The sequence below is a fragment of the Aurantimonas coralicida DSM 14790 genome, assembly GCF_000421645.1.
Lineage (GTDB): Bacteria > Pseudomonadota > Alphaproteobacteria > Rhizobiales > Rhizobiaceae > Aurantimonas > Aurantimonas coralicida.
The window spans coordinates 80,470-98,614 of the sequence record NZ_ATXK01000007.1; the positions used below are offsets into that span (position 1 = coordinate 80,470).

Annotated in this window: 15 protein-coding genes; 10 read left to right on the forward strand and 5 right to left on the reverse strand. The window is 67.2% G+C overall.

Translation table 11 applies throughout. The features are described 5' to 3' along the window. Positions 1-249: 249 nt before the first annotated feature. Positions 250-2,214 carry a DNA primase gene (dnaG, locus tag H536_RS0115160; protein WP_024351282.1) on the reverse strand — a complete coding sequence of 655 codons (1,965 nt, stop codon included), beginning with the start codon at positions 2,212-2,214 and terminating at the stop codon, positions 250-252. 159 nt (positions 2,215-2,373) lie between these two features. Between dnaG and H536_RS0115165 the strand changes: the two genes are divergently transcribed. After that, positions 2,374-2,730 carry a CidA/LrgA family protein gene (locus tag H536_RS0115165; RefSeq protein ID WP_024351283.1) on the forward strand — a complete coding sequence of 119 codons (357 nt, stop codon included), beginning with the start codon at positions 2,374-2,376 and terminating at the stop codon, positions 2,728-2,730. Beyond that, entirely contained in the window at positions 2,723-3,442 is a 720-nt protein-coding gene (locus H536_RS0115170; RefSeq protein ID WP_024351284.1) for an LrgB family protein, read from the forward strand. The genes H536_RS0115165 and H536_RS0115170 overlap by 8 nt, the downstream gene beginning before the upstream one ends. Before the next feature lie 30 nt (positions 3,443-3,472). Here H536_RS0115170 and H536_RS0115175 read toward each other — a convergent pair whose 3' ends face one another. Further along, the gene (locus H536_RS0115175) at positions 3,473-3,922 is read right to left on the reverse strand and encodes a GatB/YqeY domain-containing protein (protein WP_024351285.1); all 450 of its coding nucleotides are present in this window, start codon (positions 3,920-3,922) and stop codon (positions 3,473-3,475) included. Positions 3,923-4,337: 415 nt separating this feature from the next. Between H536_RS0115175 and carA the strand changes: the two genes are divergently transcribed. The 5 genes from carA to H536_RS0115205 all read left to right on the forward strand — a co-directional run bounded on the left by carA (position 4,338) and on the right by H536_RS0115205 (position 11,502). Then, positions 4,338-5,525 carry a glutamine-hydrolyzing carbamoyl-phosphate synthase small subunit gene (gene carA / locus H536_RS0115185; RefSeq protein WP_024351287.1) on the forward strand — a complete coding sequence of 396 codons (1,188 nt, stop codon included), beginning with the start codon at positions 4,338-4,340 and terminating at the stop codon, positions 5,523-5,525. A 230-nt stretch (positions 5,526-5,755) separates the two neighbouring features. Then, positions 5,756-6,016 carry a helix-turn-helix domain-containing protein gene (locus tag H536_RS0115190; RefSeq protein WP_024351288.1) on the forward strand — a complete coding sequence of 87 codons (261 nt, stop codon included), beginning with the start codon at positions 5,756-5,758 and terminating at the stop codon, positions 6,014-6,016. A 214-nt stretch (positions 6,017-6,230) separates the two neighbouring features. Beyond that, positions 6,231-9,662, forward strand: coding sequence for a carbamoyl-phosphate synthase large subunit (gene carB / locus H536_RS0115195; RefSeq protein WP_024351289.1), 3,432 nt, complete (start codon positions 6,231-6,233; stop codon positions 9,660-9,662). 185 nt (positions 9,663-9,847) lie between these two features. Next, a complete protein-coding gene (gene greA, locus H536_RS0115200) occupies positions 9,848-10,321 on the forward strand; it encodes a transcription elongation factor GreA (RefSeq protein WP_024351290.1) in 474 nt (157 codons plus the stop codon). Positions 10,322-10,455: 134 nt separating this feature from the next. Continuing rightward, entirely contained in the window at positions 10,456-11,502 is a 1,047-nt protein-coding gene (locus H536_RS0115205; RefSeq protein ID WP_024351291.1) for a glycosyltransferase family 4 protein, read from the forward strand. Here the strand turns inward: H536_RS0115205 and H536_RS0115210 are convergent. Both H536_RS0115210 and H536_RS0115215 read right to left on the reverse strand, forming a co-directional pair. Further along, positions 11,478-12,329, reverse strand: coding sequence for a glycosyltransferase family 25 protein (locus tag H536_RS0115210; protein ID WP_024351292.1), 852 nt, complete (start codon positions 12,327-12,329; stop codon positions 11,478-11,480). The genes H536_RS0115205 and H536_RS0115210 overlap by 25 nt on opposite strands. A 19-nt stretch (positions 12,330-12,348) precedes the next feature. Further along, complete coding sequence (locus tag H536_RS0115215; protein WP_024351293.1) at positions 12,349-13,734, reverse strand: TrkH family potassium uptake protein; 1,386 nt, start codon at positions 13,732-13,734, stop codon at positions 12,349-12,351. A gap of 260 nt (positions 13,735-13,994) precedes the next feature. Between H536_RS0115215 and trxB the strand changes: the two genes are divergently transcribed. Both trxB and H536_RS0115230 read left to right on the forward strand, forming a co-directional pair. Further along, positions 13,995-14,966 carry a thioredoxin-disulfide reductase gene (gene trxB, locus H536_RS0115225; protein ID WP_024351294.1) on the forward strand — a complete coding sequence of 324 codons (972 nt, stop codon included), beginning with the start codon at positions 13,995-13,997 and terminating at the stop codon, positions 14,964-14,966. 57 nt (positions 14,967-15,023) lie between these two features. Next, entirely contained in the window at positions 15,024-15,920 is an 897-nt protein-coding gene (locus H536_RS0115230) for a LysR family transcriptional regulator (RefSeq protein ID WP_024351295.1), read from the forward strand. 150 nt (positions 15,921-16,070) lie between these two features. On the opposite strand, the gene H536_RS0115235 is transcribed toward H536_RS0115230, so the two are convergent. Further along, positions 16,071-16,547, reverse strand: coding sequence for an SRPBCC family protein (locus H536_RS0115235; RefSeq protein WP_024351296.1), 477 nt, complete (start codon positions 16,545-16,547; stop codon positions 16,071-16,073). A gap of 444 nt (positions 16,548-16,991) precedes the next feature. On the opposite strand from H536_RS0115235, the gene H536_RS0115240 reads away from it, so the two are divergent. After that, positions 16,992-17,999, forward strand: a complete 1,008-nt coding sequence (locus H536_RS0115240) for an SOUL family heme-binding protein (RefSeq protein ID WP_024351297.1) — start codon at positions 16,992-16,994, stop codon at positions 17,997-17,999. The last annotated feature ends 146 nt before the right edge of the window (positions 18,000-18,145 follow it).

Here is an 18,145-nt window from a genome sequence, read left to right on the forward strand (position 1 = left end):
CTGCGGTCATCTCGCCCGCCACCATGCGGCACGAGCCGTAAACTTTCGCTTAACCATAAAGCGCCGTGCCACACGGCGCTGATCAAGCAGGACGACGCCCCCAAGAAGGGGCATGTAGCGGCAATTTCAAGCGCGGAGACCGGACGATTGCCCACGACCTCATCCATATGATGAGTCAAGTGCTTGAAAGCAATGGTCTACCTGCACGCAGCGGCAGTGCTCCAGGCTGCGGGCCGTCCGTCAGAATGGTTATATGGCCTTCGCAGGCCGCCCCGACAAGGTGCCGAAGCCCTCGATCAGGGCTTCCGTGCCGTCGACGCGCTCCAGTTCGCGCTTGACCTCCATCAGATGGGCAAAGGCCGCTTCGGAGGATTCGCGGCCGAGCGCCTCCTCGGCAAGTTTCAGCTCCGAGGCCAGCGCCCGCGACCGATGATGCAGGTGCAGCGCCTGGCGAACCGCCTCGCGCGCGTCCTCGGGCGCGGCGTCCGAGAGGAACGGCCAGAGCCGCACCATGCGGGCCTTGTTCTCGTAGCTCTCGAAGATGTCGCGGGCGCCGCGGGCCTGCAGCTCGGCCAGAAGCGCGTCGCGATCGGCGGGCGGGCTCTCGGCATAGGCGTCGAGGACGCAGGAGCGCAGCCGGTCGAGATCGCCCGTCGGCAGGTCGAGATCGGCGAAATAGTCGAACTCCTCGTGGATCAGCGCCGGATGATTGACGAAGCCGAGGACGATGGCGATCTCACGCAGCGAGGGCTGCGGCCCCTGCTGCGGGCGCATCAGGCTGGAGCGCGCGAGGCGGTCGGAGATGGCCGAGCGCCGGCCTCCGGCCGCACCGCCGCGGCGGTGCCCGCCACCGCGATCGTCCCTGTCCCGGCCCCCGCCCCGGTTGTCGCGACCGTCGCGGCGATTGCCGTAGCCGGCCGTCTTGGCCGAACCGCCGAAGAAGGAGCGCAGCCGCTCCTCGACATCCTGCAGATAGTGCCGGCGCACGCTCTCGTCGCCGACCTGGCGCAGCAGCGCCTTGACCCGGTGTTCGAGATCGGCGCGACGCTCCGGCGTGTCGAAGTCGCCGCCGGCGGTCTCGCGCATCCACAGGAGATCGGCGAGCGGCCGGGCCGCGCCCTGGATCTCGCGGAACGCGTCCGGCCCGCCCTCGCGCACCAGATCGTCCGGGTCCTTGCCGGGCGGCATCAGGGCAAAGCGCAGCGACCGCCCGGGCTTCAGCGCCGGCAGCGCCAGTTCGGCGGAGCGATGGGCAGCCTTCAGCCCGGCGGCATCGCCGTCGAAACACAGGATCGGCTCGCCGGTGGAGCGCCACAGAAGATCGAGCTGGCGCTCGGTCAGCGCCGTGCCGAGGGGCGCCACGACATTCTCGAAGCCGGCCTGCGCCAGGGCGATCACGTCCATGTAGCCTTCGACGACGACCAGCGTGCCGGCCGCCTTCGCCGCGCGCCGGGCCTGGCCGAGATTGTAGAGCACCTGCCCTTTGTGGAAGATCTCGGTCTCCGGCGAGTTCAGATATTTCGCCTGGGCCTCGGCCGACATGGCGCGGCCGCCAAAGGCGATCGGCTTGTCGTGCAGGTCGACGATCGGGAACATGATGCGGTCGCGGAAGCGGTCGTAGGAGACGGCGATGCCCTCGCCGTGGACGACCAGCCCGGCCGCCTCGATCTCGCTGCGGCCGACGCCCTTGGAGGCGAGATATTCCTTCAGCCGGTTGCGCGAATTGGGCGCATAGCCGAGGCCGAATTTCTTCTGGGTGTGCGGGGTCAGGCCGCGGTCGCGCAGATAGGCGCGGGCCTTCGCGCCCTCGGGCTCCTGCAGCATCGCCTGGAAGAAGCTGCTGGCGTGGCGCATGGCGTCGACGATGGTCGCCTTGGCCGCCTCGCGCTGCTCGGCTTGGGCGTCGCGGGCCGGCATCGGCACGCCGGCCTCGGCGGCCAGCCGCTCCACCGCCTCCGGGAAGGACAGGCCTTCCAGCTCGGTCAGGAAGCGGAAATGGTCGCCGGACACCCCGCAGCCGAAACAGTGATAGCGCCCCTTGGCATCCTCGCAGTGAAAGGACGGCGTCTTCTCGCCATGGAACGGGCAACATGCCCAGTGGTCGCCGCGGCCCGGCTGCGACTTGCGCCGGTCCCAGGTCACACGCCGGCCGATCACGTCCGAGATCGGGATCCGGTCGCGGATGTCGTCGAGAAAGGCGGGAGAGAAGCGCATGGGGTGCCTGATACAGCCTTTGACGACCGCTTGTCATCGACTCTCGACGCCGGGTCGGACGGATCGCCTCCGCCGGCCGTCGCGAAGGGGCGGCAAAGCCTTGCGAAGCGTGCCCGGGGCGATGATAGCTGATCCGTGTCGCGACGATGAGGTGTCCCCTTGCTGCAAGCCCTGACCGCCATCTTCCTGTGCCAGCTCGCCGGCGAAGCGATCACCATCGCCACCGGCCTGCCCCTGCCCGGCCCGGCCATCGGCACGGCGCTGCTGTTCGCCCTACTCCTCATCAAGCGCAAGGTGCCGGACGATCTGGGCAAGGTCGGCGACGGCCTGCTGTCGCATCTGTCGCTGCTGTTCGTGCCGGCCGGCGCGGGGATCATGATGCATGTCGGGCGGCTGGAGGGGGAGATCCTGTCGGTGGGGGTGACGCTCGTCGTCTCGACGCTGGCGACCATCGCCGTCACCGCCTTCCTGATGAACCGGTTCGGCCCGGGCCGGAAGGCGGCGCGCCGTGGGTGAAACACTCGTCGACGTCTGGGTCTATCTGGCCGCCAGCCCGCTCCTGTTCCTGACCATGACGCTGTTCGCCTATCAGGCCGCGACCTGGCTCTACCGCAAGGCCGGCTCGACCGCGCTGCTCAACCCGGTGTTCCTGACCGTGGCGGCCATCGTCGCGGTGCTGACGCTGACCGGCACCAGCTACCCGACCTATTTCGAAGGGGCGCAGTTCATCCATTTCCTGCTGGGGCCGGCCACCGTGTCGCTGGCGATTCCGCTCTATCGGCAGTTCGATCGGGTGCGCGAAAGTGCGCTGGCGGTTGCGGCGAGCCTGTTTGCCGGAGCGCTGACGGCCCTCGCCTCGGCGATCGGGCTCGGCTTCCTCCTGCGGGCGGATGCGGTGAGTCTGGTCTCGATGGCGCCGAAATCGGTCACGGCGCCGGTGGCCATGGGCATCGCCGAGAAGCTCGGCGGCCTGCCCTCGCTGACCGCGGTGTTCGTCATCGCGACGGGGATTCTCGGCGCCTCGCTGGGACCGGTACTGCTGGATCTCATGGGGATTCGCGATCCGGCGGCGCGGGGCTTTGCCATGGGCACGGCCTCGCACGGCATCGGTACGGCCCGGGCCCTGCAGGAGAGCGAGATCGCCGGGGCCTTCTCGGGCCTCGCCATGGGCCTCAACGCCCTGGCGACGGCAATCATCCTGCCGCTGCTCTGGACGTTCCTGTTCTAGCTTGGGGAAATTATCGTTCGGTCGCCGCGCCTAGCGCAGCAGGCCCTTCACCACGGTGGAGGCCTTGCCCATGTCCATCTTGCCCGGATAGCGCTCCTTGAGGGCGTTCATGCAGCGCCCGACATCGCGCAGACCGCGCGACTCAGTGTCTTCCACCACTTCGCGGCAGGCCTGTTCCATCTCGCCGGAATCGAGCTGCGGCGGCAGCAATTCGCGAATCACCGCGATTTCGCGGCGCTCTTGGTCGGCCAGCGCCGGCTGGCCGGTCTCGTCGAAGCCCTTGGCCGATTCGATCCGCTGCTTGATCATCTTCGACAGGATCTGCAGCACCTCTTCGTCGCTGACCGGATCGCGCCCGGCCGTGCGATTGGCGACGTCGCGATCCTTGATGGCGGCGTGGATGAGCCGCAGCGTGGAGCAGCGGGTCTTGTCCTGGCCATTGGTCGCGGATTTGAGGGCGTCCGCAAGATGCTCGCGCATGGGATCTTTGTCTTTCAGGTTTCGTGAACAGTCTGCATGACCGACGAATGCCACCAGTCCGATACTAATCCATACCTAACGGATGAAAAGGTAAAGCCGGGTCCGGGCGGCGATTCCAGCCTCGGCACAGGAGAGTGCCGCTGGTCCATGTCTGATCGGGCCGTCAAGGCCGCCGTTTTGCAATCCTGTCATCGTGACGATCTGCGCGAATGCCGGTCCGGCACCCGCCGGCTTCCTGCCGTGCAGCGTGGCGCGCATGTAGAAAATCGCGGAAGACTCCGCAAGGTCCCTTGCAACGACCGCCGTCTCGGCAGATATCGCGGGGACATGCCGGCGCCGATCGAAGGCCTGCCGATGCGACGCTGCGGCCGCGATGGCTGGCCCGGCACGGACCCACAGACGAAAGAGGCGCCCCATGACCGAAGGCTGGACAATCCGCAAGCCGACCGCAGTTCTGGTGCTGGCAGACGGGACGGTCATTGACGGTTTCGGTCTCGGCGCCACCGGCGCGATCGAGGGCGAGGTGTGCTTCAACACCGCCCTCACCGGCTATCAGGAGATCCTCACCGATCCCTCCTATGCGCGGCAGATCGTCACCTTCACCTTCCCGCATATCGGCAATGTCGGCGCCAATGACGAGGACCAGGAGGATCTGGTCCCGGCCAATGCGACCGGCGCGGTCGGCGCGATCTTCCGGGCCGATGTGTCCGAGCCGTCGAACTACCGCTCCTCCGGCCACCTCAATGCCTGGCTCAAGGAACGCGGCGTCATCGCCCTATCCGGCGTCGACACCCGCGCCCTCACCGCGCTGATTCGCGAAAAGGGTGCCGTGAACGCCGTGATCGCGCACGAGCCGGACGGCCAGTTCGACATCGACGCCCTGAAGGCGCGCGCTGCCGCCTGGGGCGGCCTTGTCGGCCTCGATCTCGCCAAGGAGGCTGCGGGCTCCGAAGCGGTGATCTGGGACGAGAAGCCCTGGGTCTGGAATGCCGGCTACGCCTCCGAGGCCGAGCCGCGCTACACCATCGTCGCCATCGACTACGGCACCAAGCGCAACATCCTGCGGCGGATGGCCGGCGAAGGCGCGCGGGTGATCCTGGTGCCGCCGACGACCAGCGCCGAGGATATCCTCGCCCACAATCCCGATGGCGTGTTCCTGTCGAACGGCCCGGGCGATCCGGCGGCGACCGGCGATTACGCCGTGCCGACCATCAAGGCGCTGATCGAGAAGGACGTGCCGGTCTTCGGCATCTGCCTCGGCCACCAGATGCTGGCGCTGGCGCTCGGCGCCCAGACCGAGAAGATGCATCAGGGCCACCACGGCGCCAACCATCCGGTGAAGGACTTCACCACCGGCAAGGTCGAGATCGTGTCGATGAACCACGGTTTCGCCGTGGCGGCCGATTCGCTGCCCGAGGGTGTCGAGGAGACCCATCGCTCGCTGTTCGACGGGTCCAATTGCGGCCTGCGCCTCACCGGCAAGCCGGTGTTCTCGGTGCAGCATCATCCCGAGGCTTCGCCCGGCCCGCAGGACTCGCATTATCTCTTCGACCGGTTCTTCCGGATGATAGACGAGCACAAGGGCCGCAAGGCCGCTGCCTGAGAGCGGCAACGGCCGATGGCGACGAATACCGCAACCCGGCTGACCGGCTGCCGTCCCAGTCCGCGGACGGGATGGCTGGCCAACCGGACGGCGACGCACCGCCGCACCGGCGGCCACGCCCGTCGGTTTTCTCGCCCCGGCCGACGCGATAGCATGGGCCCGGACCCCGTTCTGCGGGCCGCCCGACAGCGGCCGGCCGCAGACGCGCCGGTCCGGTCACGGGAGGCCCCATGAACCCTGATGACTTCAGGGCCTGGCGCAAGGCGCTCGGCCTCAAACAGAAAGATGCGGCCGAAAAGCTCGGCCTGAAGAAGCGGGTCATCCAGTATTACGAAAAGGGCGCCCGCGACGGAAAGAGCGTCGAGATCCCGAAGACCGTGGAGCTGTCGTGCCTGGCGCTGTCGCTCGGCATCGAGACCTATGACGGCCGCGGCCTGCCACGCAGTGCCTCCGAACTGATCTCGGCCAAACCGCCCCGCCCGGACGCGTGAGCGCCGTGCCGGCCAGACAGGCTCGGGACGCCGTCTTCCCGCCCCTGCCGACCGGCCGATCGCGTCGCGCACAAGATTCCCGACGATCCACCCTTTCGCCATCCGCGCCGGTTGCCTATAAGCCGGCCTCAGCCTCGACAGAACCTGAAGCGACCGGCCGTCACATCGTGCAGCCGGGCTTTTGGCGCGCAACATAACCGGACGAAGCCTCGCCATGCCAAAGCGTACCGATATCAAGTCCATTCTCATCATCGGCGCCGGCCCGATCATCATCGGGCAGGCCTGCGAGTTCGACTATTCCGGCACGCAGGCCTGCAAGGCGCTGAAGGCGGAGGGCTACCGGATCATCCTGGTCAACTCCAATCCGGCCACCATCATGACCGACCCGGATCTGGCCCACGCGACCTATATCGAGCCGATCACGCCGGAAGTCGTCGCCAAGATCATCGCCAAGGAGCGGCCGGACGCGCTGCTGCCGACGATGGGCGGCCAGACCGCGCTCAACACGGCGCTGTCGCTGCGCCGCATGGGTGTCCTGGAGAAATACGGGGTCGAGATGATCGGCGCCGATGCCGACGCCATCGACAAGGCCGAGGACCGCGCGCTGTTCCGCGAGGCCATGGCCAAGATCGGCCTGGAGACCCCGCGCTCGCTGCTGGCCAACGCCACCGACGCCAAGTCGGCCGACCGCAAGGTCCACGACACCCGCCGCGCCGAGATCATTGCGACCATCACCGACGAGGCCGAGCAGGACGCGGCCCTCGCCGCGCTGGAGCACGAGTGGCTGATCGGCGAGCCCGACCGCAAGCAGCGCTACATGACGCGGGCACTGGCCGCGGCGGCAGAAGCGCTCGAGGAAGTCGGCCTGCCGGCGATCATCCGGCCGTCCTTCACCCTCGGCGGCACCGGTGGCGGCATCGCCTACAACCGCTCGGAGTTCTTCGAGATCGTCGAGGGCGGCCTCGACGCCTCCCCGACGACCGAGGTGCTGATCGAGGAGAGCGTCCTCGGCTGGAAGGAGTACGAGATGGAGGTCGTCCGCGACAAGGCGGACAATTGCATCATCGTCTGCTCCATCGAGAACATCGACCCGATGGGCGTCCATACGGGCGATTCGATCACCGTCGCGCCGGCGCTGACGCTGACCGACAAGGAATACCAGATCATGCGCAACGCCTCGATCGCGGTGCTGCGCGAGATCGGGGTCGAGACCGGCGGCTCGAACGTGCAGTTCGCCGTCGATCCGCAGACCGGCCGCCTCGTCGTCATCGAGATGAACCCGCGCGTGTCGCGCTCCTCCGCCCTCGCCTCCAAGGCGACCGGCTTTCCGATCGCCAAGGTCGCGGCCAAGCTCGCCGTCGGCTACACGCTCGACGAGCTGGAGAACGACATCACCGACGGTGCGACGCCGGCCTCCTTCGAGCCGTCGATCGACTATGTCGTCACCAAGATCCCGCGCTTCGCCTTCGAGAAGTTCCCCGGCTCCGAGCCGATCCTGACCACGGCGATGAAGTCCGTCGGCGAGGTCATGGCGATCGGGCGGACCTTCGAGGAATCGCTCCAGAAGGCGCTGCGCGGCCTCGAGACGGGTCTGGACGGCCTCGACGAGATCGAGATTCCGGGCATCGGCGAAGGCGACGACAAGAACGCCATCCGCGCCGCGCTCGGCACGCCGACGCCGGACCGGCTGCTGATGGTCGCCCAGGCGCTGCGCATGGGCACCTCGCCGGAGCAGGTTCACCAGTCGTGCAAGATCGATCCCTGGTTCATCGCCCGCATCAAGGCGATCATCGACCTGGAAGAGAAGACCCGCACCCACGGCCTGCCCGACGACGCCGACAATCTGCGCTTCCTGAAGTCGGTGGGCTTCTCCGACGCGCGGCTGGCCAAGCTGATCGGCGGCGAGACGGCCGATGTCTCGGCCCTGCGCGACCGGCTCGACGTGCACCCGGTCTACAAGCGGATCGACACCTGCGCGGCCGAGTTCGCCTCGCCGACGCCCTACATGTACTCGACCTATGAGCGGGCCTTCGCCGGCGAGATGCGCTCGGAGGCAGCCGTCACCGACGCCAAGAAGGTGGTCATCCTCGGTGGCGGCCCGAACCGGATCGGCCAGGGCATCGAGTTCGACTATTGCTGCTGCCACGCGGCCTTCGCGCTGCAGGACGCCGGCTACGAAGCCATCATGATCAACTGCAACCCGGAGACCGTGTCGACCGACTACGACACGTCGGACCGGCTGTATTTCGAGCCGCTGACCGCCGAGGACGTGCTCGAGGTCCTGAAGGCCGAGCAGACCGCCGGCACGCTGCATGGCGTGATCGTGCAGTTCGGCGGCCAGACCCCGCTGAAGCTCGCCGAAGCGCTTGAGAAGGCCGGTATCCCGATCCTCGGCACCTCGCCGGACGCCATCGACCTCGCCGAGGACCGCGACCGCTTCCAGCGGCTCCTGAACGAGCTCGGCCTGCGCCAGCCGCGCAACGGCATCGCGCGCTCGGTGGACGAGGCCCGTGAGATCGTCGCCCGCATCGGCTATCCGGTCGTCGTGCGTCCGTCCTACGTGCTGGGTGGCCGGGCCATGGAGATCGTGCGCAACGAGGCGCAGTTCGAGCGCTACATGCACACGGCCGTGGTCGTGTCCGGCAAGTCGCCGGTGCTGATCGACTCCTATCTGTCGGACGCCATCGAAGTGGATGTCGACTGCCTCAGCGACGGCACTTCGACCTATGTCGCCGGCATCATGGAGCATATCGAGGAGGCCGGCATCCATTCGGGCGACTCGGCCTGTTCGCTGCCGGTCCACTCCCTGTCCACGGAGATGACCAACGAACTGGTCCGCCAGACCCGCGAAATGGCGCTGGCGCTCAAGGTCGGCGGCCTAATGAACGTCCAGTTCGCCATCAAGGACGACGTGGTCTACGTCCTCGAAGTGAACCCGCGCGCCTCGCGCACGGTGCCCTTCGTCGCCAAGACCATCGGCGCGCCCATCGCCAAGGTCGCCGCCCGGATCATGGCCGGCGAGACGCTGGACGCGGCCTTCGCGGCCTATGGCGGCGCACCGGACCCGCGCGCTTTGAAGCACATCGCCGTCAAGGAAGCGGTCTTCCCCTTCGCCCGCTTCCCGGGCGTCGACACGCTGCTCGGCCCCGAGATGCGGTCGACCGGCGAGGTCATGGGGCTCGACTACGATTACGCCGTGGCCTTCGCCAAGTCGCAGCTCGGCGCCGGCGTCGACCTGCCCCAGGAGGGCACGGTGTTCATCTCGGTGAAGGAAGCCGACAAGGAGCGCAGCCTCGCACCGGTCCGCCGGCTCTACGAGATGGGCTTCAAGATCATCGCCACCGGCGGCACCCACCGTTTCCTTGCCGATCGCGGCATTGCGGCCGAGAAGATCAACAAGGTGCTGGAGGGCCGTCCGCATATCGAGGACGCCATCCGCAACCGGCAGGTGCAGCTCGTCCTCAACACGACGGAGGGCGCCAAGGCGCTGTCGGATTCGCGCTCGCTGCGCCGCGCCGCGCTGATCCACAAGGTGCCCTACTACACCACGCTCGCGGGCATGGTGGCGGCCGCGGAGGCCATCGCGGCCCTGCGGAAGGGCAATCTTGAAGTTCGGCCGTTGCAATCGTACTTTAATGCTGCCTGATTGAAACGGCGCCCGACGCCCTGGCGCCCGGGCGTACTTCAATCCGGATAACCAAGCTGGTTCCAGCGACCCCGGTCGTATGGGACCGGTTTGTTATTGTGCTCCGGCCTGGCGCGTTCGCCGTCCGGCAATCAAAGAATAATGCAGATGCCGCGGCAGGGCCGCGCATCGGAAAGGTGGAGGCCATGGAAAAGGTCCCGATGACGAACCACGGTTACGACGCTCTGCGCGAGGAGCTCCGTCGTCGCCAGCAGGAGGAGCGTCCGCGGATCATCGCGGCGATTTCCGAGGCGCGCGCCCATGGCGACCTGTCGGAGAACGCCGAGTACCATGCCGCAAAGGAATCCCAGAGCCTGAACGAGGGCCGGATCTCCGAACTGGAAGACCTGACGGCCCGCGCCGAGGTCATCGACGTGACCAAGATGTCCGGCGCGACGATCAAGTTCGGGGCCACGGTCAAGCTGATCGACGAGGACACCGAGGAAGAGAAGACCTACCAGATCGTCGGCGATCAGGAAGCCGACGTGAAGAAGGGCCGCATCTCGATCTCCTCGCCCATCGCCCGTGCGCTGATCGGCAAGACCGACGGCGACACGATCGAGGTCGCCGCCCCCGGCGGTGCCCGCTCCTACGAGATCATCGAGGTCCGCTGGGCCTGATCGCTTCTGTCTCCGCCCGCCTGTCGGCGCCGCGCCCCGGCGCACGCTAAGACAGGCGGGCCCTTCCAAGACCGGCAGGCGGACGCGTTTCGCGCCCGCCGCCCCTGCCCGGCAATCGCAGAAGAACGGCCGCCATGGACATCCGGGACGTCGAGGTCATCGCCCCGAACTTCAAGCGCCGGCTGTCGGGCGTCACCTCCACCATCGTCCAGCTGCTGCCGCTGCAGGCCCGCACCCTCGGCATCGCCACCATGGGTCCGGACGTCCTGCCTGACGGCGTTCCCCGCTTGCCCTGGTCGGCGCTGCCGAAGCTCTGGACCCGGCCGCGCCATCGCCGCCGCCGCATCTGGCATGCCCGCCGCAATATCGAGATGATCGCCGGCATCGTCCTGCGCGACATTCTTCACATGCCGCTGAAGCTGGTCTTCACCTCGGCCGCCCAGCGCCATCACAAGGGCCTGACCCGCTTCCTCATCCGCCGGATGGACGCGGTGATCGCCACCAGCACCCGCAGCGCCGCCTTCCTGCAGGTGCCGTCGCGAACCGTCATGCACGGCATCGATCTCGACCGTTTCACCCCGCACGGTCCGTTCCCCGAGGGCCCGCCGGGACAGGCGCTCGAAGGCCGCAGGATCGTCGGATGCTCCGGCCGCATCCGGCACCAGAAGGGCACCGACCTCTTCGTCGAGGCGATGATCCGGCTCCTGCCCGCGCGGCCGGACTGGACCGCGGTCATCACCGGTCGCACGACCGCCGAACACGCCGCCTTCGAAGCAGGCCTTCGACAGCGCATTGCCGAGGCCGGGCTTGCCGACCGCATCCTGCTTCTCGGGGAAGTCGCGGACGTCACCGCGTGGTTCCGGCGGTTCGACCTCTATGTGGCGCCGCCGCGCAACGAGGGGTTCGGCCTGACGCCGCTGGAGGCGATGGCGAGCGGCACGCCGGTGGTCGCCAGCGACGCCGGCGCCTTTGCCGAGCAGATCGTGGAGGGCGTGACCGGCCGCGTAGTGCCGGTGGGCGACGCCGGCGCACTGGCGGATGCCATTGCCCCCTATCTGGACGACGCCGCGCTTCGGAAACGCGCCGCGGAGGCGGGCCTCGCGCGGGTCACGGAAGCCTTTCCGCTGACGCGGGAAGCTGCGGAAATCCGCAAGGTCTACGAGACGCTCTGGTCGTCGTAGCGGCCAATGCGCGCTGCCATCGCATCGCGCGATACCGGCAGGACGGCGGTGAACGCCGCCGCGTCGAAGCCTGCCGGGCGAAACTCGACATCGGCGAGCCGGCGTGCTTGCACCAGCGCCAGCCGGAGCTGCGTGCCGATCCGCCGGCCGGTATAGAGCAGATTGGCCCAGCTCAGCGGCAGGCGCTGGCGAGGCTGATGGATCGACGTCTGAGTCGACAGGCCGACATCGAAGCCGCGCTCTTCCAGGAGATGAACCTGCATGGTCGCCGCCGGCTCGACCTGCGCCATCGCCAAGCGACACACGCCGAACATGAAGGCGTCCACCGGGGCGGCTTGCGTGTCGGCCCGTTCCAGCAGCGCGCGGGCGCCGTTCTGCGAGACGTAATAGGCGCCTGCACCCGATTTCTCGCGCACCAGTTCGGTGAAACGAACCCCGCCGACCGTCCTGCCGCCGCCCTTGCGAAAGAACTTGCGGCGGCCGACCGTCTCGAAATTGACGAGGTCGAAACCGCTGGCTGCAGCGTTTGCGGCGGCCTGCGGGAAATGCGTGCCGAAGACCGTGTCGTCCTCCAGGACGATCAGGCCGTCCTCGCTGGCTGCCGCCCGCTCCCACAGCCTGCGATGCGAGAGGAAGGCCGCCAGCTCCGGCCGGGTCATCGGCCGCTCCCAGCCTGTGGACAGGCGCCCATAGGTCGCGTCGTCGATATCGGCGACAGTGCAGGCCTCCTGGCGATGCACGTCCAGCCCGATTGCGTCAGCCTGCACCTCGATGAGCGCCCGGCGTTCGCGGGCGCCGGCGAGATTGATGAACCAGATGTCGGGCATGGCGCGCACCGTTGTTGTCTCAGTCCGTCCAGACCGACGGGAAGAGCAGGATCAGCACCGTCACCAGTTCGAGGCGGCCGAGCAGCATCACGACCGACAGGGTCCACAAAGCCGGGTCCGGCAAGGAAGCGAAATTGCCGGCCGGTCCGATGATCTGGCCAAAGCCCGGGCCGACATTGGCGATGGCGGTGAGCGTGCCCGAAAAGGCGGTGATCAAGTCGAGCCCGAACATGGTCAAAAGGACGGTGCCCAGCAGCAGCGTTCCGAAGAACAGGAAGAAGAAGATCGTCACCGTCTGGATCGTCTCGGACGAGATGTCGTCATTGCCGTATTTCAGCCGGATGATGGCGTGCGGGCGCACCAGCCGGCGGAAGCTGGAGCGCACGAGGCGATAGAGGATGACGAGACGGTTGGCCTTGATGCCGCCCGAGGTCGAGCCGGCGCAGCCGCCGAGGAAGGTGGCGAGGAAGAACAGGCCGATCGCGGCGTTCGACCACAGCGTATAATCCTCCGAGGCAAAGCCCGTGGTGGTGATCACCGAGACCAGATTGAAGGCCGACGAGATCAGCGCCTCGCCGAAGGGCGTGTCGTTGACCACCCGCCGGGTCACCGCGATGGCGAAGCTCAGGACGAGGCAGATCATCAGGAAGACGGCGATCTGCGGGTCGCGCCAGAGCTGGAAGCGCCGCGGCAGGAAGGCGCGGATGTAGATGACGAAGGGCAGCGCGGCGAGGATCATGAAGAGCGTCGCGGCGACGAGGATGCTGTTGCTCTCGAAATAGCCCATCGACGCGTCGTGGGTGGAATAGCCGCCCGTCGCCATGGTGGTCATGGCGTGGTTGACCGCATCGAAGAAGCTCATGCCGAGCGAGGTATAGGCGGCGGTGCACAGGATGGTGAGCACCGTATAGGCCGCGATCAGGCCGCCGGTCAGCTGGTTCACCCGCGGCAGCACCTTGTCCGACTTGTCGGAGCTTTCCATGTGGAACAACGCCAGGCCGCCGGCGCGCAGCGACGGCAGGACCAAGAGCACCATGCCGATGATGCCGATGCCGCCCAGCCATTGCAGCAGCGAGCGCCACAACAGGAGGCCGCGCGGCAGGGCGTCGAGGCCGGAGATCACCGTCGAGCCGGTGGTCGTCAGGCCGGACATGGATTCGAAGATTGCCCCGGCGAAGGTCACGTTGACGGAGGCGATGTAGATCGGCAGCGCGCCGATCAGCGTGGCGAAGAGCCAGACGCTGGTGACGAGCTGGAAGCCCAGCCGCTGGGTGAATTTCGGCCGATCGCCGCGGGTGGCCGTGGCCAGCAGGATGCAGATCATCCCGACCAGCAGGCTGCAGCCGACGAAGACGCGCCAGTCCTCGTTCTCGTCGGCCAGGTCGACGAGCGCGGGAATGAGCATCGCGGCCGCGAGTCCCAGCCCGAAATTCGAGGTGACGTACGCGATGGTCCTGAAAATGGAAGGGCTCCGGGACGTGGCATCTTCGGGAGGCGAAGGCCTCGCGTAAAGCGGTCTCTTACCCCCTCGGCGCGCGCTCGGCAATCGAGCGGGGGATGACCGACGCTACGACAGGCGATCATGTTGCAGCCCCGCATCCCCTCGTCTATTGAACGGGCGGGCGGCCGTCGCCATCTGCCGGACGCCAATCCAGCGAGGCCCATATGACCGAACGCCATGCGGAAATCCTGATCGTCGGCTCCGGCCCGGCAGGCTACACCGCCGCCATCTACGCTGCGCGCGCGATGATGAAACCGCTGCTCGTCGCCGGCCTCCAGGAAGGCGGCCAGCTGACGATCACGACCGATGTCGAGAACTATCCGGGCTATGCCGATCCCGTCCAGGGTCCCTGGATGATGGAGCAGATGAAGGCGCAGGCGCTCAATGTCGGCGCCGAGATGGCCAGCGACCTGATCGTGTCCGCCGATCTCGACCGGCGGCCGTTCCGCCTGACCGGCGATTCCGGCACGGTCTACACCTGCGACGCGCTGATCATCGCGACGGGCGCCCAGGCCAAATGGCTCGGCCTGCCCAGCGAGGACCTGTTCCAGGGCTTCGGCGTCTCGGCCTGCGCAACCTGCGACGGCTTCTTCTATCGCGGCAAGGACGTGGTCGTGGTCGGCGGCGGCAACACCGCCATCGAGGAAGCGCTGTATCTGTCGCACATCGCCAAGTCGGTGACGCTGGTGCATCGCCGTGACGAGTTCCGCGCCGAGCGGATCCTGCAGGAGCGCGTCTTCAAGACCGACAATATCGAGATCGTCTGGAACAGCGAGATCGACGAGATCCTCGGCGAGACCAAGCCGATGAAGTCGGTTACCGGCGTGCGGCTGCGCGATCGCGTCACGGGTGAGACCAGCGAGCGGGCAACGCATGGCGTCTTCGTCGCCATCGGCCATGCGCCGGCGGTCGAACTGTTCACCGGCAAGCTGAAGCAGAAGCCGTCCGGCTATCTGTGGGTCGAGCCGGGCACCACGCAGACCTCGGTTCCGGGCGTCTTTGCGGCGGGCGACGTCGCCGACGACGTGTACCGTCAGGCGGTGACGGCTGCGGGCATGGGCTGCATGGCAGCGCTCGAAGCAGAGAAATGGCTGGCCGTTCAGGCCGTGGAAGACAAGCGGCAGGCTGCCGAGTAGCTGATGCGGGCAGGCATCGTGCCTGCCGGGCCTCAGGCCGTCCGGGGATAACGACCTATGGCTCTCGACTGGGATAAACTGCGGATCTTTCACGCCGCCGCCGAAGCGGGATCGTTCACCCATGCGGCGGACGTCCTGAATCTCAGCCAGTCGGCGATCAGCCGGCAGGTCGCGGCGCTGGAGCAGGAAGTCGGGACCCCCCTCTTCCACCGCCATGCCCGCGGCCTGGTCCTGTCGGAACAGGGCGAATTGCTGTTCCACACCGCCAGCGACGTCCTGAAGCGGCTCGAGCAGGTGCGCATGCAGCTCACCGAGACGCGCGAGAAGCCGACCGGCAAGCTGCGGGTGACGACCACGGTGGGTCTCGGCTCCGGCTGGCTCACCGAGCGCGCCAAGGAGTTTCTCGAGCTCTATCCCGATCTCGAGCTGCAGTTGGTCTTCGACAACGAGGAAATCGACCTCACCATGCGCAAGGCCGACGCGGCGATCCGCCTGCGCCAGCCGCAGCAGCCGGACCTGATCCAGCGCCGCCTGTTCACGGTGCATCTGCATGTCTATGCGTCGCCGGCCTATCTGAACCGCTTCGGCACGCCCGAGACGGTCGAGGATCTCGACAACCACCGGATCATCACCTTCGGCGAACCGGCCCCGAACTATCTGCGCAACCTGAACACGCTGGAGACGGTGGGCCTGCCCGACGGCAAGAGCCGCAGCCCGATCCTGCAAATCAACAATCTGATGGCGATCCGCTCGGCGATCGAAAGCGGCATCGGCCTGGCGCTTCTGCCCGACTACATGATCGACAAGCGGGTGAAGCTGGTGCAGGTGCTGCCGGAGATGGAGATGCCGACCTTCGACACCTATCTCTGCTATCCCGAGCAGATGCGGAACGCCGCCAAGCTCAAGGTGTTTCGCGACTTCCTGATTTCCAAGGCGCGTACCTGGGCCTTCTGAGGGACGGGCTGCGCCGCCTTCTCTCGTAGTAGGGAGGCGCGACGTGCGTTGCTGGAAACCCGGCGATCGGCACGGTGCGAACGAACGCCCCGTGCCGCGCGGCGATCAGCGCCGCGAAGGGAAACCGAGCGGGTCGGTCCCCGCCAGTCGCTACATTCCGGCCTTTTCGGTGATGCCCTTCAGCCCGGCGTCGTAGATGCCGAGCATGACCTCTTCCGCCTCGGCATCGGTCGCGCCCTTGGCATCGAAGCTGCCGGTCCAGCTGATCTGCGAGCCCTCGCCCGCTTCCGTTACCGTGATGGTCGATTCGTAATTGTCGACCGGTAGCGGGCCCTCCACGGCGGTGTAGGTGTAGCTCATGGCATCGTCGTCCCAGGCCACGAGTTCCTCGACGATCATGGCGCCGTCGCCGAGCGTCAGCGTGCGGCGGGTCTTGCCGTGGGCCTCGGCCTCCTCGCATTTGGCCACCGCCGGATGCCACGCGCCGATCCCGCAAAAATCACCGATCGCAGCCCAGACCGCGGCCGGCTTGGCATCGACCTCGACCGTCCGGCCGATATCGAGCGCGTAGGCCGGCGCCGCCAGCATCATCGTCGCCGCGGCCACTCCCAAGGTCAGTTTGCGCATATGTCGTCTCCTCCGCACGCACGGCACGGCCGCGCGTCATTGCAGTGCCCGTGGTCCAAGCTAGTTCGAACCACCGGAACTGGAAGGGCGCGACAGGTGATCGGAGCCGTGGACGAGAAATGCCGGCCGCCCCTCCCCGCCAAGATCCGGCGAGCAGGCAAAAAAATGGGCGGCACTGAGGCCGCCCGAAATTTGGCTGGAGTATCAGGCCATGAAAACCTGATGTCGTTCAAACGTGGCCGATACCGGATGGTTGCATCCGGGTCGTCGATTCCGTGAATCATGCGGATTCCGGCCAAAGCGGAGGCGGAACTGTTCGCACCCGCAACCAATGCAGCACGGTGGCGTTAGAAGAGCGGGGCGCGATCTTACGACCGCAGGCGGGCAGTCGCCCGCCCAGTGGCAAGACGGCGCAGTCAAATTTCGACCTCAGGAGTCACATTCATGTTTCGCGACAAGCCTACCGCCTACGATCGCCTGTCCGACGCACTCAGCGACATCGGCGAGCGTCTCGCGGAGATCGAGGAGCGTGCGGTCGAGACGGTCCGCCCGCGCCCGACGCGCACCGAACGCCTTCGCCGTTCGTTCGATCGTGCCAACCCGTTCCATTCCGAGCCGACGGGCCTTGCCCGCTACCTGCCGGATTTCGCCACGGGCTGGAGCCTGCCGAGCACCGATGAGGCCCGTCGCCATGCGCGCTCGCTGCGCGACAGCGCCGAGCACGGCGCCCATGACGCCCGCGGCTATTTCGACGACGCGCGCAACTATCTCTCCAGCGTCCGCCTGCCGCGCTCCATCCGGCGCAGCGAGCCGGAGCGGGTTCTCGACAGCCTGCGCGCCCGGCCGGAACTGACCGGCCTCCTCGTCGTCGGCGGAGCCATCGCCGTCGTCGGTGCGGCGTATTTCGTCACCAAGAAGGTGCAGGAGCACACCGAGGAGCCCGATTACGACGTCGTGCGTGACGACGGCGAGTTCCAGATCCGCGACTATGACGGCATGGTCGTCGCCGAGACGGTCAAGAGCGGCTACCACGAGAAGGCGCGCCGCAGCGGCTTCGAGACGCTGTACGACTACATCGCCGCGAAGAGCCGGTCGGGCAAGAAGATCGCCATGACCAGCCCGGTGCTGCAGCAGCTCGCCGAGGGCGACGGCCACACCAAGGGCTGGGCCGTCCGCTTCATCATGCCGAAGAAGTACACGCGGGCCAGCCTGCCGGAGCCGACCAATACCGGCGTCACGCTGAAGGAAGTGCCGGCGCGCCGCATGGTGTCGATCTCCTTCTCCGGCAATTTCAATGCCACGCTGGCCAGCAAGCAGCTGATGAAGCTCTACAATTATCTGGCGGACAACAACCTGACCCAGAAGGGCGATCCGGAATACGCCTTCTACAACCCGCCCTGGACGCCGGGCTTCATGAAGCGCAACGAGATCCTCATCGAGATCATGCGCTGACAGCCATCACAGCAGTGACCGGAACCCTACGGAAACCCGGTCGCCGCGCCGATCCCGAACAAGACCGGAAAGCCCGCCGCGCGCGGGCTTTCTGCTGTCCGGCAGAAAATCCAGACAATTCGACACATTAACTAGAGATCGGCTTT

What these genes read in the sequence shown, in the direction of transcription:
- dnaG (WP_024351282.1), bottom strand. Translation starts at nt 2,214, where the DNA reads ATGCGCTTCTCTCCCGCCTTTCTCGACGACATCCGCGACCGGATCCCG.
- H536_RS0115175 (WP_024351285.1), bottom strand. Translation starts at nt 3,922, where the DNA reads ATGCGCGAGCATCTTGCGGACGCCCTCAAATCCGCGACCAATGGCCAG.
- trxB (WP_024351294.1), top strand. Translation starts at nt 13,995, where the DNA reads ATGACCGAACGCCATGCGGAAATCCTGATCGTCGGCTCCGGCCCGGCA.
- H536_RS0115215 (WP_024351293.1), bottom strand. Translation starts at nt 13,734, where the DNA reads ATGCTCATTCCCGCGCTCGTCGACCTGGCCGACGAGAACGAGGACTGG.
- H536_RS0115205 (WP_024351291.1), top strand. Translation starts at nt 10,456, where the DNA reads ATGGACATCCGGGACGTCGAGGTCATCGCCCCGAACTTCAAGCGCCGG.
- greA (WP_024351290.1), top strand. Translation starts at nt 9,848, where the DNA reads ATGGAAAAGGTCCCGATGACGAACCACGGTTACGACGCTCTGCGCGAG.
- carA (WP_024351287.1), top strand. Translation starts at nt 4,338, where the DNA reads ATGACCGAAGGCTGGACAATCCGCAAGCCGACCGCAGTTCTGGTGCTG.
- H536_RS0115210 (WP_024351292.1), bottom strand. Translation starts at nt 12,329, where the DNA reads ATGCCCGACATCTGGTTCATCAATCTCGCCGGCGCCCGCGAACGCCGG.
- H536_RS0115240 (WP_024351297.1), top strand. Translation starts at nt 16,992, where the DNA reads ATGTTTCGCGACAAGCCTACCGCCTACGATCGCCTGTCCGACGCACTC.
- carB (WP_024351289.1), top strand. Translation starts at nt 6,231, where the DNA reads ATGCCAAAGCGTACCGATATCAAGTCCATTCTCATCATCGGCGCCGGC.
- H536_RS0115190 (WP_024351288.1), top strand. Translation starts at nt 5,756, where the DNA reads ATGAACCCTGATGACTTCAGGGCCTGGCGCAAGGCGCTCGGCCTCAAA.
- H536_RS0115230 (WP_024351295.1), top strand. Translation starts at nt 15,024, where the DNA reads ATGGCTCTCGACTGGGATAAACTGCGGATCTTTCACGCCGCCGCCGAA.
- H536_RS0115235 (WP_024351296.1), bottom strand. Translation starts at nt 16,547, where the DNA reads ATGCGCAAACTGACCTTGGGAGTGGCCGCGGCGACGATGATGCTGGCG.